This is a genomic window from Corallococcus sp. AB032C, from assembly GCF_003668935.1.
Taxonomy (GTDB): domain Bacteria; phylum Myxococcota; class Myxococcia; order Myxococcales; family Myxococcaceae; genus Corallococcus; species Corallococcus exiguus.
Genome location: NZ_RAWP01000168.1, coordinates 1 through 13,855, shown reverse-complemented (window position 1 = coordinate 13,855; position 13,855 = coordinate 1). Strand labels below are relative to the sequence as shown.

At 68.1% G+C, this 13,855-nt stretch carries 11 protein-coding genes and 1 pseudogene; 9 read left to right on the top strand and 3 right to left on the bottom strand.

All coding sequences use genetic code 11. From position 1 onward, the window contains the following. A pseudogene (locus D7X99_RS39465) lies at positions 1 to 498 on the bottom strand (hypothetical protein); the annotation flags it as partial. Positions 499 to 681: 183 nt separating this feature from the next. Here D7X99_RS39465 and D7X99_RS39460 point away from each other — a divergent pair. Further along, positions 682 to 1,668 (top strand): hypothetical protein, encoded by a 987-nt coding sequence (locus D7X99_RS39460; RefSeq protein WP_121782248.1) that lies wholly within the window; start codon positions 682 to 684, stop codon positions 1,666 to 1,668. A 60-nt stretch (positions 1,669 to 1,728) separates the two neighbouring features. On the opposite strand, the gene D7X99_RS39455 is transcribed toward D7X99_RS39460, so the two are convergent. After that, positions 1,729 to 2,400 carry a DsbA family protein gene (locus tag D7X99_RS39455; protein ID WP_121753812.1) on the bottom strand — a complete coding sequence of 224 codons (672 nt, stop codon included), beginning with the start codon at positions 2,398 to 2,400 and terminating at the stop codon, positions 1,729 to 1,731. 195 nt (positions 2,401 to 2,595) lie between these two features. After that, positions 2,596 to 3,615 (bottom strand): RimK family alpha-L-glutamate ligase, encoded by a 1,020-nt coding sequence (locus D7X99_RS39450; protein ID WP_121782247.1) that lies wholly within the window; start codon positions 3,613 to 3,615, stop codon positions 2,596 to 2,598. Between the two features lie 77 nt (positions 3,616 to 3,692). On the opposite strand from D7X99_RS39450, the gene D7X99_RS39445 reads away from it, so the two are divergent. The 8 genes from D7X99_RS39445 (at position 3,693) to ileS (ending at position 13,068) form a co-directional block, all read left to right on the top strand. Beyond that, positions 3,693 to 5,129, top strand: a complete 1,437-nt coding sequence (locus tag D7X99_RS39445) for a sigma 54-interacting transcriptional regulator (RefSeq protein WP_171805448.1) — start codon at positions 3,693 to 3,695, stop codon at positions 5,127 to 5,129. A gap of 168 nt (positions 5,130 to 5,297) precedes the next feature. After that, on the top strand, positions 5,298 to 6,089 hold the full coding sequence (locus D7X99_RS39440) for a TadE/TadG family type IV pilus assembly protein (protein ID WP_121782246.1): 792 nt from the start codon (positions 5,298 to 5,300) through the stop codon (positions 6,087 to 6,089). 5 nt (positions 6,090 to 6,094) lie between these two features. After that, entirely contained in the window at positions 6,095 to 7,765 is a 1,671-nt protein-coding gene (locus D7X99_RS39435) for a pilus assembly protein TadG-related protein (protein WP_121782245.1), read from the top strand. Continuing rightward, positions 7,765 to 8,757 (top strand): pilus assembly protein, encoded by a 993-nt coding sequence (locus D7X99_RS39430; RefSeq protein ID WP_121782244.1) that lies wholly within the window; start codon positions 7,765 to 7,767, stop codon positions 8,755 to 8,757. The genes D7X99_RS39435 and D7X99_RS39430 overlap by 1 nt, the downstream gene beginning before the upstream one ends. A 2-nt stretch (positions 8,758 to 8,759) precedes the next feature. Continuing rightward, a complete protein-coding gene (locus tag D7X99_RS39425; RefSeq protein WP_121782243.1) occupies positions 8,760 to 9,092 on the top strand; it encodes a hypothetical protein in 333 nt (110 codons plus the stop codon). A 10-nt stretch (positions 9,093 to 9,102) separates the two neighbouring features. Beyond that, complete coding sequence (locus tag D7X99_RS39420; RefSeq protein ID WP_121782242.1) at positions 9,103 to 9,792, top strand: hypothetical protein; 690 nt, start codon at positions 9,103 to 9,105, stop codon at positions 9,790 to 9,792. Between the two features lie 31 nt (positions 9,793 to 9,823). Next, positions 9,824 to 10,120: a hypothetical protein gene (locus tag D7X99_RS39415; RefSeq protein WP_158627145.1), complete on the top strand. Its 297-nt coding sequence runs from the start codon at positions 9,824 to 9,826 to the stop codon at positions 10,118 to 10,120. A 53-nt stretch (positions 10,121 to 10,173) separates the two neighbouring features. Further along, a complete protein-coding gene (ileS, locus tag D7X99_RS39410) occupies positions 10,174 to 13,068 on the top strand; it encodes an isoleucine--tRNA ligase (protein ID WP_121782241.1) in 2,895 nt (964 codons plus the stop codon). Positions 13,069 to 13,855: the final 787 nt, after the last annotated feature.

Here is a 13,855-nt window from a genome sequence, read left to right as displayed (position 1 = left end):
GAGGTGTATAAGAGACAGGGCGGGCCGCGAGGGGGCGATGTTGTTGCGGCCGCCAGGGACCGCGGAGGCCGAGTGGCTGTTGCTCCAGCGGTAGCCCCGGGTGCCGCGGTCGTAGGAGTAGCCCGCGCCCCACGAGCCCTGCGGATAGAAGTCGTGCTGGTGGCGGCCGTGGAAGTTGCAGTACGCGCCGCTGGGGGTGGGGTGGTAGTCCCAGTACCAGACCACCGTCGGGCCCCGGTAGTAGTAGACGTCGTCCGTGTAGACGTAGGACGCCTGGGGCGGCTGGTAGTCGTGGACGTGGGCGTAGTCCTCCGGGCACCAGCCACCGCCGTAGTCGTCGGGGACGGGGTGCGCGCCGGCGAACCGGTACTCCACCACGGCGGCGGGGGCGATGTAGGCCGCACGGCGGACGACGGGGCGGTGCGAGTGGGCCTCGACGACACAGCCCGTCCCCATCAGCAGGGCCACGGGGACGACCAGGGCGAGCAAGCGGTTCATGAAGAGTCTCCTGTCGCGGAAGTGGACCCTCAAAGCATCCCGCTTCGCAACCTCTGCCCCCATGACGGCCCGCTGCCCCGGAAATTCACCCGGGACGCCTGCCCGCCGGGAAGGGAAGGGGCCCGCCTGATATGACACCCGGGTCGCGGCCCCTGGGGGCGCCGCGCCTTGGGAGGCATACGGATGTCGGATGTGGATTTCGGACGCGCGATGGGGGCGTCCTGCGCGCTGCACCCGGGGCGGGAGGCCACGGGCACCTGCGCCCGCTGCGGCAACTTCACGTGCGACACGTGCAGCCAGAACGGCGCGTCGCCGCGCTGCCCCACGTGCCGGGAACGCTCCGGCGCCACGTTCCCGCTCCAGCGGGAGAACTGGAACTTCAGCAAGCTGTGGGACGTGTGCTGGGCGGCGTTCCAGCGCGAGTGGGGCATGTTGTCGCTCGCGGTGTTGATCACCCTGGGCGTGTCCCTGGGCGCGAACCTGCTCGTCAACGTGGCCACGGGCATTGGCGCGGCGGTGGACAGTGTCGTCGTCGCCGTGGTGCTGAGTGTGGTGGGGCTCGTGGCGCAGCAGCTGGTGCAGGGCCTGGTGCAGCTGGGCCTGCTGCGCGTGTGCTTCGACGTGCTGCACGGAGGCCGCGCGGACGTGGCGCGCCTCTTCAGCCAGATGCACAAGGCGGTGCCCTACACGCTGACGATGCTCCTCGTCTTCGTCATCGTGATGGTGCCGCTGGCCCTGCTGAGCGTCCTGGTCATCCTCGCGCTCGTGGGCACGGGCATGCTGAGCGGCGTGGACCTGAACTCCTCATCGGACCAGGTCTGGGGCGCGCTGGCGCCCATGCTCGGCGTGATGGGGCTGGGGTTCCTGGTGCTGCTGGGGCCCATCGCGTACCTGGTGCTGCCGCTGTACCTGGTCCAGCCGGAGCTCGCGTACGAAGACGTGCCGCCCTCGCCCGTGGAGGTGCTGCGCCGCAGCTGGGAGGCCGCGCGCGGTCAGCGCCTGAGCATCCTGGGCGTGGGGCTCGCGGGGGGCGCCGTCATGGTGGCGGGGTTCTTCGTGTGCTGCGTGGGCTTCATCCCCGGCATGGCGCTGGCCCAGCTGCTCATCGCGGGGATGTTCCTGTCCATGCGCTCCCCGCGCGAGGACGCCGCGGAGTCCTTCCCGGGCTGAAAGGCCGCGGGAAGCAAGGCGGCGCGCCTTCGCGAACAGGGCGAAGGCGCGCGGGCGACCTCAGTGCACCAGCCGCTCGGAGAAACCCGAGCGGGGTGTGACGACCTTGCCCAGGCACGCGAGGATGTGCTCGCGGTACTCGGACAGCTCGCGCAGGCCGCACAGCATCCACCGGCCGCCAATCACCAGCGAGGGCACGCCGCGCACGCCGCGGCTGCCGGCCAGCCGGTGCTCGTCGTAGATGAGCCGGCGCGTCTCTTCCGAACGGAAGGCCGCGGAGAACTGGTTCATGGACAGGCCCACGCGCGACGCCAGCTCGAACACCACATCCGAGCGCGACACGTTGACGCCCTGCTCCAGCGCGGCGCGCTGCATGGACCGGGCGAGGAAGGCCCGCGCCTGCGGTCCCTGCAACCGCGCGGCTTCCAACGCCGCCAACGCCGGCACGCTGGAGCGCGGCGGATCACCGCCAAGCCACAGGTCCGTGGAGAGCAGCGAGGCCGTGGGGTCGGGTTCGCGCTGCGCGCGCTTCACCTCTTCCACCAGCCCGCGCACTTCGCGCTCCGTGGGCAGTACGTCGTGCAGACGCAAAGGGTAGGGACGCACGCTCCAGCGGACGGCATCGCCAAACTCCTGGCGAAGCACCTCCAACCGTTGGTCGGCGAGGTAGCACCAGGCGCAAAGCACATCCTGGTAGACGGTGATCTGCAGCGGCTTGTGCAGCGTTTTCATCGGGGGTCGCCAGATTAGAGGCGCATCCCCACCGCTGCCAACACCCCTGGACAATCCCCGCCCGAAGGCATTCCCGTATTCCTGAGGAGCATCCAAGGCACCGTGCGCACCGTGAAGTCCCGCACGCATGCCATGGAGCAGGCGGGCAGGCACGCAGATGCTGCTCGCGTGCCTGCTTTCAACACAACATCTGGATCAGGAAGCGCGGCCTGCCCGTGTGCGCAACGCGCTGCCCCGGGTCCCTGCGTACACCAACGCGTGCTCCACGATGTGGCCCGCGATGTCCTGACCGGTGGCGCCCTCCAGGCCCTCGAAGCCGGGGCTGGAGTTGATCTCCATCAGGCGCGGGCCTTCGCGGCCCTCCAGCATGTCCACGCCCGCGACCTCCAGGCCGATGATGCGCGCAGCCTTCACCGCGGCCTCCATGTAGTCCGAGGACAGGGTGATGGCGCGGCCCTCGCCGCCGCGGTGGATGTTGGAGCGGAACTCGCCCTTCTTCGCCTTGCGGCGCATGGCGCCCACCACGGTGTCGCCCACCACCAGCGCGCGCACGTCGCGGCCCTCGCTCTCCGCGACGAACTCCTGGAGGACGATCTCCTGGCCCAGGTCCCAGAAGGTGTCGAGGATGGTCTGCACCTCCGGCAGCGTGTGGGCGATCATCACGCCCACGCCCTGGGTGCCCCTGATCAGCTTGATGATGACGGGCAGTCCGCCCACCTCCTGCACCAGCTTGCGCACGTTGCCGCGGTCGTGCGCCATCACCGTGCGAGGCATGTCCAGGCCCGCGCGGGCGAGGAACTGGAGCGCGCGCAGCTTGTCGCGGCTGCGCGCGATGGCCGTGGGCGGGTTGAGCACCGGCACGTCCATCATCTCGAAGTGGTTCACCACGGCCAGGCCGTACGCGGTGATGGACGCGCCGATGCGCGGAATCACCACGTCCACGCCCTTCACCTCCGCGCCGCGGTAGGTCATGCGCGGCTGGCCCCGCGCCAGCAGCAGGCAGCAGCGCAGCGTGTCGAACACGAGCGCCCGGTGCCCCCGGGCCTTGATGGCCTCCACCAGCCGGCGCGTCGAGTACAGCGAGCGCTTGCGGGACAGGATGGCCACGGTCTTCTTCACGCGGGGCCGCTTGGGTCGCGGTGCGTCACCGCGCTCGGGTGCCTGTGCGCCAGGCGGAACCGGCGCCTTCTTCGGCTGGGCTTTTCGGGGGGGCATGCGGGGCGCGGGACACTAGCACGCACAGGCGTGGAGGCACGGCACGTGGGCACCCTTTGCTATCCTCGCGTTCACTGATGACCGCACCCAACCCGCATCCCGACGACATCCACACCAATCCAGGAGACGTCGGCCTCGAGCTGTCCTCCCAGTCCCCCCTGTTGGGGGAGACGCTGGTGGTGGATCCGCGCGCCAGCGTGAAGATGCACAAGTGCCGGTTGCTGGTGACGTCGGGACCGGACACCGGGCGCTCCATGGTCAGCGACAAGGAGCGGCTGCGCTGCGGGGCCCACCCGGGCAACGACCTGGTGCTGGTGGAGGACCGCACCGCCAGCCGCCACCACTTCGAGGTGCAATACACCGAGCGCGGCCACCTCCTGGTGGACCTGAACTCCACCAACGGCACCTTCCTGGACGGCCGCCGCATCGAACGCGCCTACCTGTCCCCGGGCTCGCAGATTCGCGCCGGCTCCTCCGTCATCACCTTCGCTCCCCTGGACGAAGAGGTGGCGGTGGAGCCCGACCGCGAGGGCGAGCTGTGCGGCATGGTGGGCCAGAGCGTGAAGATGCGGCAGGTGTTCGGGCTCATCAAGCGCATCGCGCCCATGGACGTGTCCGTCATCATCCAGGGCGAGACGGGCACGGGGAAGGAGCTGGTCTCCAGCGCCATCCATGAGCTGTCCGGCCGCGAGAAGGGCCCCCTGGTGGTGCTGGACTGCGGCGCCATCCCGCCCAACCTCATCGAGAGCGAGCTGTTCGGCCACGAGAAGGGCGCCTTCACCGGCGCCACGTCCAGCCGCCCCGGCGCCTTCGAGCGCGCGCAAGGGGGCACCATCTTCCTGGACGAGCTGGGCGAGCTGCGCCTGGACCTGCAGCCCAAGCTGTTGCGCGTGCTGGAGAACCGCGAGGTGCGCCGGGTGGGCGGCAACGACGTCATCGAGGTGGACTGCCGCGTCATCGCCGCCACCCACCGCGACCTGGTGAAGGAGATCGCCGCGGGCAACTTCCGCGAGGACCTCTACTTCCGCCTGTCCGTCATCCACATCCAGCTGCCGCCGCTGCGCCAGCGCCGGGACGACATCCCGCTCATCCTCAAGCGGGCGCTGGCGGAGCCGGAGGTGGTGGACACCCACGGCCGCAAGCGCTTCTCCGCGGAGGCCCTGGGACTGCTCATGGCCTACCCCTGGCCCGGCAACGTGCGCGAGCTGATGAACGTGCTCTCCCACGTGCTGACCTTCTCCGACGAGGGCGAGGAGATCCTGCCCTCCCACCTGCCCCCGCGCGTCCGGGGCCAGGCCCGCGAGGGGCCGCTGCCCTTCAACGAGCACCTGGCCTTCAAGGACGCCAAGGAGCAGCTCCTGGAGAACTTCGAGCGCGAGTACGTCACCAGCGTCCTCACCCGCTGCGAGGGCAACCTGTCCCGCGCCGCCCGGGAGAGCGGGCTGCACCGAAAGTCCATCGAGCGGCTGGTGAAGAAGTATCAGCTCGACGCCAAGGGGCTGAAACCGCGCTGAAACAGCGTCGTTACACGGTTTCACTGAGGGTGTTGGATTCCCAGGAAGTTTTCACCGGGCCCATCCTCTGAGACAATCCCGGCCCCCCTTTCGGACCCCGACGCGGTGTGTCGGCGGTCACTTGACGGATACTGCGAGATTCCCCCATCCCGCAGGATGAGCCTCCGTATGAGCGCACGATCCCCCCGTGAAGCAGGCGAATCCGGCCAGGCCCTGGTGGAGGCCGCGCTGTCGCTGCCACTGGTGACGTTCCTGATTCTGGGCGCGTTGCAGCTGTTCCTGATGATGCAGGCGCGGGTGATGACGCACTACGCGGCCTTCCGGGCGACGCGCGCGGGCAGCGTGGCGCACGGGGACTGCGAGCGGATGACCCACGCGGCCATCCTGGCGCTGATTCCGACCTTCCACTCGTTCATGGGGCAGGGGACGGGTTCGCTCAACGGTCCCTTGGGCCGCGGCGCGGGTTCGGACGCGCCCCGGCTGTTGGCGGAGGCGTTCGCGGCGCGGATGAACAACCGCTACTCGGGCCCGGGCCTGGACGGCGTCCACAACCGCAGCATCGTGTGGATCCAGCGGGACCTGGTGGGCGGCGGCGTGGACAACCCGGAGGACAGCGACTTCGACCGGCCGGGCCACCTGCGGCGGCTGGAGGTGCAGCTGGTGTTCTGGTACCCGCTGCGCATCCCGTTCGCCAACTGGGTGATGTCGCGCATGTTCCTGGCGCACTTCAACCTGCGTCCCTACACGGACGCGAACCCGCTCATCGTCGCCGAGCGCAACGCCAACTGGAACGGCAGTGACGTGACGGCGGTGCACGAACTGGACGGCGAGCTGGGCATGGAGCTGGCGGACCGCGTGCTCAACCGGCAGTACGTCTTCCCCATCATCACCACGTTCACCATGCGAATGATGACGCCCGTGAAGTCGCGTTTCTTCGCCACCATGGCCTGTCCCCGGTGAAAACGATGAAGCGCTCCTCCCCCCAGCGCGGTCAGACCCTGGTGTTGTTCGTCCTCAGCATGTTGCTGCTGATGCTGATGGTGGCCCTCACGCTGTCGTTCACCATGAAGGTGCGCGAGCGCATCGAGGTGCAGACGGTGGCGGACGCGGCCGCGTACTCCAACGCGGTGGCCACGGCCCGCACGTTCAACACCATCGCCGTCAGCAACCGCGCGGAGATCGCCCACATGGTGGCGAACGCCGGCGCGGCCAGCCTCTTGAACTGGGCGAGCCTCTACCGGGGCGAGCTGAACGCGGCGAAGTTCGGTTACGCGGCGTGGGTGCCCGTCTACCAGGCGTTCGCCACCGCGGGCTGCCCCTGCGCCTGGTCCAACGGCTTCTGCGCCCGCATGTGTCAGTGCGGCATCCGTGGGGTGACGGACCTGGGCCGGCTGATGACCATGCTCCAGCGCGAGGACCTGCGTGTGGAGGCCGTGTTCCAGGCGATGGATCCGATGGTGGGTCTGCAGATGCGTCTGCACCAGCTGGCCGCGGGCGCGCTGTACGCCTCCTCGTATGCGGACTTCAGGAGCCTCAAGGACAAGGTGAACGACCAGGGCTTCGCCAACGACATCCTGGGAGACCTGGTGGCGGGGAAGAACCCTCGCGACGCGGGGTGGCGGGCGCCATCCGCGGGCAACATCTCCAAGAAGGAGCTGGCGGACAACACGGCGTGCCTGGGTGGCGGCGCGGTCTGTGATCCGCTGCCGCTGACGGTGGCCCACAGCGTGGACGCGGCCATGGGAAGCCGTGGCTTCACCTTCGTCACGTCGCGGACCATCGAGCAGTACATCGCGCACGAGGCGAACCTGGCCTTCGTCATCATGCCGCCGGATATCGTCACGCTTCCGTTCGCCGCGGGCACGGCCCACTTCGGCAAGCCGATCCTCCAGTACGGGCTCTTTCCCCCCTACGCTCCCGCCGTCACGGCCGAAGACGAGGGCGTCGTGGCCTTCATCTACAACCACATCGCGCATGGCGGTGGACCGCCATGCCCGGTGATGGTGGGCGGTACGGTCCCGACCCTTGCCCTGTTCGCGGCCTCCGGTGGCGTCATGCCCACGCCCACGCATATGTGGTTTGGCGGCACGGATCCGGCGCCCTTCGCGCGGCACATGCTGGCGCCGTGTCTGGGCGGCCCGTCCAGCTGCCCGGGCATCTGGCCGCCGTTCCTGGACTACAACCTGACGGAGCTGTGGCCCAACGGCGCGGACAACAACTTCGGGCAGCCGAAGAACTTCGCGGTCATCCAGCGCGACCGCAGCACCATGTCCGCGATGGATCAGGACCCGTGGAACCTGGCGTTCCGCTTCCGCTTCAAGGCGGCCAATCCGAACCCGAACGCGGGCAAGTTCGACAACACCAGCGTCACCATGGCGGACGGCGTCACGCCGTTGGGCGTCCAGACGGCGTTGTCCACGGGCATCGCGTATTACCACCGTGGCCGCAGCCTGGGCATCTCCCATTGGAGTGAACCGCCCAACCTGCTCAACCCGTACTGGCGCGCCACGCTGGTGCCGGTGGACACGGACGAGTCGGGCCTGCAGGACGCCATCGACACGTTGGGTTCCAGCTCTCCTTCCTCCGCCGCCACCATCCAGGAATTGCGGCGCGTGGGCTTCAGGGGGTTCCAGTGATGCACCGCCACCTTCGTCGTCACCGCCGGCAGGCGCGGGGCCAGTCCATCGTCGAGGCGGCCCTCGGCGTGACGCTGTTCATCACCATCCTGGTGTTCGGCATCCACTTCGCGGAGGTGGGCTTCCTGTCGCTGAAGGTGCAGGAGGCTGCGGTGTCCGCGCTGTGGAACGGTACGCACGGGGAGATGCACGACATCCCTCTGGACTACGGTTCGGCGCATGACTCCATGCGGAGCGCGGGCGAGGACGCGCAGGCGCGCTACGCGGACTTCAACGGCCTGTCGTCCGTGAACCACGGCGACACCATCACGCAGGTGTTCACCCAGGGGTCGGGCCTGCGCGTGAACTGCCGCCGGAACGGGGGCCTGGACTGGGATGGCCCCGTGCTGACCCGGTTGATGTACCGCGACGAGGGCGGCACGGCGTGCACGTCCCAGGCGAACCTGAGCTCCTGGAACATTCCCACCCGGTTCTTGGATCAGTCCTCGGAGACGGGCCTGTACAACGAGCAGCACCAGGAAGCGGCCAACGCCAACATCCAGGTGTGTGGCATCGGCCGCGCGGTGGGCGGCACCTGCCGGGGCAGTTTCTCCATGCTCGTGGATGACTGGGGCCTGTCGAACGAGGTCGAATCCTCTATTTGCTTGCTGTTCCAGGACCTGGCGCTGCCGTGCACCAACGGGCCGTTCTACTCGGCCACGAAGGGCGTCTACGAGCCCACCACGCTGCCCATCCCGACCTACGCCAGCTTCCTGGCGATGGACGCCCTCTTCATGAACCCGCTGCCGCCCCTGGTCTTGATGCAGCGGGAGAACACCTTCTGGATGAGCGCGGCGGGTGAGGAGAGCCAATTCATGCAGGCCTGGATCAAGCTGACGCCCCTGGGCAACATTTGGAACACGTCGCCCGGCGCGCTGATTGGCATCACCACGCCCCATTACGGTCTGGGCTATCTGGACCGTAACGGCTGCTTTCTTGGAAAGGATTGCTGAAGATGAAGATGCGAAGCCTGCTGTCGGGTGGAGTGCTGGCGTTGGTTCTGGGCGTTTGCCTGACGGCGTCTCCCGCGCGTGCGGACAGCAACTCATGCAACACGGACTGCGCGACGAAGAACGGGGACACGCTCAACGCCTGCATCACCGCCTGTCCGGCGCCGAGCAGCCCGGGGTCCGCGAAGGACAGCAGCCGCACCTGCTCCGCGCGCTGCGCGCAGAAATTCCAGGCCCAGTTCAACCAGTGCAAGTCCCGCTGCCCCAAGCCGGAGGGCGACACGGGTCCGAAGTCGGGCAAGTCCGTCAAGGCCGCGCGTTCGCACCGCGGCGGGTAGGAGGGGCGGGATGATGCGCGCGATTCGTGGGGCGGCCCTGACGCTGGTATTGGGGCTTTCCGCTCCTGCCTGGGCGCAGCGGGCCAACTTCACCTGGGACATTCCGAAGACCGTCAGCGTCGTGGATGTGCCGGGCCAGGTGGACGCCAATGGCGTGCCGGTGAAGCTGCTCGCGGTGCGCAGCAAGGAGAAGGCGCAGGTCATCCTCCAGAGCGTGGTGGACCGCTTCCAGTCCTGGGGCTTCTCGGTGCAGGAGGCGTACAAGCAGCCGCAGCTCCTGCGCGAGCCGATGGTGACGGGCCTCGACACGCGCAACTTCATCTCCTACACGGCCATCCTCCAGGTGAACCCGGACGGCACCACCACGGTGTTCCTGGGGCAGGCGAACCTGGGCGCGGCGAAGGCCCCGCAGCCGGCCGGGCTGCCTGTCTTCCCCGGCGGCTCCGGGGTGCTGACGGCTCAGACGGAGGGCTCGCACACGGTGAGCTACTCGGTGCCGGGCAAGACGACAGCGGAGGTGGAAGCCTTCTACCGCGAGGTGCTCACCCAGGCGGGGTTCAAGGAGATCCAACCCCGCGTGTTCAAGTCCTCCACGGAGGAGGTCTCGCTCACCCTGGGCGTCACCAAGGAAGGTCCGGTGGCGGTGCGGCTGGTGCGCCGGGCCGTGGCGGCGGACGATGACATTCGCCCGGGCGAGTGACGCCATTCGGGCAAGGGAAGACGAGAGCGACATGACGACGCGTATCGCGGTGAGGGGTTGGCTGGGACTGATGGCGTTGGGCGCGGTGCTGGTGGCGCCCCAGGCGCTCGCGCAGACGTGCGACGAGAAGTGCTCCATCAACGCTGGCCCCACGATGCAGGCCTGTGTGAAGAAGTGCTCCGCCAAGGACAGGAACTGCACGGATAAGTGCACCAAGGCGTTCCAGGCCACGAAGGCGAAGTGCGCCAAGAAGTGTCCCAAGGGCAAGGGCAAGAACACGCCCCAGCCGCACACGCACGAACACGGCGACGACCACCACGACGAGTGAGTCCTCGGGTGTGATTGAAGGACCGGCGGGAGGGTGTTACGGGCGCTCAAGCCATGAGCGACGCCCCCTCCCGCAAGGACCTCGACGCCACCGTCCACCTGCCGCGCACGGAGTTCCCCATGAAGGGGAACCTGGGCCAGCTCGAACCGCGCCTGCTCGCCTGGTGGCGGGAGCAGGACGTGTGGACACAGTTGCTCGCGAAGAACGCGGGCCGTGAGCCCTTCGTGCTGGCGGACGGGCCGCCGTACGCCAACGGCCACCTGCACGCCGGGCATGCACTCAACAAGGTGCTGAAGGACATCGTGGTGAAGTTCCGGAACCTCTCCGGACGCCCATGTGACTTCATCCCCGGCTGGGACACCCACGGTCTGCCCATCGAGCAGGCCGTGGAGAAGCGTCTCAAGGAACAGAAGCTGGACAAGCGCACGCTGTCGCGCGACGCGCTGCTGGAGCGCTGCCGCGAGTACGCGCTGGAGTTCGTGGACATCCAGCGCGCGGAGTTCCAGCGGCTGGGCGTCTTCGGGACGTGGGATGCGCCCTACCGGACGCTCGACTTCAGCTACGAGGCGCAGGAGGTCCGCGAACTGGCCGCGTTCGCGCGCCGGGGCATGTTGTACCGGCGCAAGAAGCCCGTGGCGTGGTGCCTCCAGGACCAGACCGCGCTCGCGGAGGCGGAGGTGGAGTACGCGGAGCACACGTCGCCATCCGCGTACGTGGCCTTCGACGCGGGGCCGGCGCTGGTGGACAAGCTGCCGCAGCTGAAGGGGCAGCGTGTGTCCTTCGTCATCTGGACCACCACGCCATGGACGCTGCCAGCCAACCTGGCCATCGCGGTGAACGCCGAGTTCGAATACGTCTTCTACCGGCTGGAGGACCGTGTCCTCTGCGTGGCGAAGGACCTGCTGGCGAAGGTGCTGGCGGAGGTGAAGTCGGACGAGCTGGCCGTGAAGCACGTGCAGCTGCCCACGGGCGAGGTTTCGTCTCCGGCGCTGGTGGATCCGTCCCGCATCCTCGCGTACGCGACGGGCGAGGACCTGGAGCACGTGACGTATCAGCACCCGTTCCTGGAGCGGCAGGGGCGTGTGGTGCTGGGAGAGCACGTCACGTTGGACGCGGGCACGGGGCTGGTGCACACGGCGCCGGGACATGGCCAGGAGGACTACGAGGTCGGCCTGAAGTACGGCCTGGACATCTACAACCCGGTGCGCGCGGACGGCCGTTACGACGACACGGTGGGCGAGGTGCTTGCGGGCCGGCGCGTGTTCGAGGCGAACCCGGTGGTGTTGGATTTGCTGGTGCAGCAGGGCGCGCTGCTCAATGACAAGTCGGACACCGTCACGCACAGCTATCCGCACTGCTGGCGCTGCCACCAGCCGGTCATCCAGGCGGCGACCTATCAGTGGTTCATCCCGATGGACGCGCCGTTCCACGGCACGCAGACGTTCCGGCAGGTGGTGCTGGAACAGGTGGCGCAGGTGCAGTGGGTGCCGTCATGGGGACAGTCGCGGATCCGCGGCATGTTGGAGGGCCGTCCGGACTGGTGCATCAGCCGGCAGCGCAGCTGGGGCGTGCCGATTCCCATCGCGTACTGCGACGGGTGCGACGACGCGGTGGTGTCTCCGGAGGTGATGGAGCGGGTGGCGGCGGCGGTGGAGAAGGAGGGCGCGGGCGTGTGGTACCGCACGCCGGTGAAGGACTTCCTCGGGCAGGACTTCACGTGCCCGCGTTGCGGCAAGGGGGAGTTCCACCGCGAGACGGACATCCTGGATGTGTGGTTCGACTCGGCGTGCATGGCGTCCGCGGTGCTGGCGAAGCGGCAGCGCGTGCCGGCGGACCTGTTCCTGGAGGGAAGTGATCAGCACCGGGGCTGGTTCCATTCCTCGCTGCTGGTGTCGGTGGGCACGCGCGACGTGGCGCCCTACAAGGCGTGCCTGACGCATGGCTTCGTGGTGGATGGCCAGGGCGAGAAGATGTCCAAGAGCCGGGGCAACACGGTGGCACCGGACAAGGTCATCCAGCAGTACGGCGCGGAGGTGCTGCGCCTGTGGGTGGCTGCGAGCGACTACCGCAACGACGTGCGCCTGTCGGACGCAATCCTCAAGGGCCTATCGGAGGGATACCGGAAGATCCGCAACACCCTGCGGTACGCGCTGGGCAACCTGCACGACTTCGACCCGGCGAAGGACGCGGTGGCCGGGGACAAGCTGTTGCCATTGGACCAGTGGGCGCGCGGAAGGTTGGCGCAGGTGGCCGCGCGGGTGCGGCAGGCGTACGAGGATTACGAGTTCCACCTCGTCTACGCGACGGTGGTGGACTTCTGCGCCAATGACCTGTCGGCCGTGTACTTCGACATCTTGAAGGACCGGCTCTACACGGCGAAGCAGGACGGGCCCGCGCGGCGGGGAGCGCAGACCGTGCTGCACGAGGTGCTCACGGTGCTGCTGCCGCTCCTGGCGCCGGTGATGAGCTTCACAGCGGAAGAGGCCTGGCAGCACCTGCCGGGGGAGCTCGCCAAGAGCGTGTTCCTGGCGGGCTTCTCGGATGTGCAGGCCACGATGCCGCCGGAGCTGGAGGCGCGCTACGCGAAGCTCTTCGCGGTGCGCAGCGCGGTACAGGGCGTGCTGGAGGTGGCGCGGAGGGACAAGCGCATCGGCGCGTCGCTGGAGGCCCGCGTGGTGCTGAGCGCCACGGGCGCCGTCCGTGAGCTGCTGGAGGCGCACCTGGCGGAGCTACCCGGGCTGTTCATCGTGAGTCAGGTGGAGTTCACGGAGGCGCCGTCCGAGGCAGCGAGGGCGCTGGATGTGTCACAGACCTTCGGTGACGGCGCGTCCCTGTCCGCGGAGGTGCTTCCTGCGAAGGGCACCAAGTGCCCGCGCTGCTGGGTCTACTCGGATGCTGTGGGGCAGGGGGACGACGTTTGTCTCAAGTGTCGTGAGGCATTGAGCTGAGACGGTGCGAAAAATGCGCCACCGCGAGGAATGCTCGCGGTGGCGTGTTTCATCGTCACTGTTCGGTGTCTGCCTGAAGTTGAACCCTCGGAGGGAGGGAACCGTAGGAGCGGATGGGATCACATGTCGGTGCCCGCGTCCAAGCCTTCAAGTCGTACCGGTCGCTGACGACAATCTTGTGGATGCAGTCGCCTCTACCCTCGGCTGCCGGGCCGACATGACGCGGGTTGGGGGGCGCGTTGAAGCTGGTCCCCAGAGTGGTGGCGCACAGGGTCGTGCCGTACTCCTCGTCAGTCAGGACGGCGCGCTCGTGGAGGCGGTTCGGATACTCCGTATGGATCTTGACCTCCGCCTTGTAACGCATGATGCAGTTATGCGCTCCCGAGAAGACGCTTTGCGTTCCGTTCTCTCTGCATTTGGTGGAGACGAGGAATCTGGGCAGATTGTCGTCAGGATCCACGACAGGAGCGAGGCTCGGGGTCGCATTATAAGCGTCGACCAATCCTTCGGCCAGGCCCGTCGGGTACTTGGGGGCTTCCCTGAACTGGGAGTTACCAAGCTCTTCCCACGCGGCTACGAAGAACCCCCACTCACCATGGTGAGGAACATTGACGGAGTGGGCGAGTTCATGGGCAACCGCTGTTTTCAGGCCGTCCGCGGCTGAAGCATCCCCTCATCTGAATCAGATAAGTCCGAAGGCCTCTCGGAAGACAGCGTGCTCGCGGACGAGTTGCCCGAATCGCTCCACCAACGGGCGGAGTCGTTCATCGCTCATGCGCGGCATGGC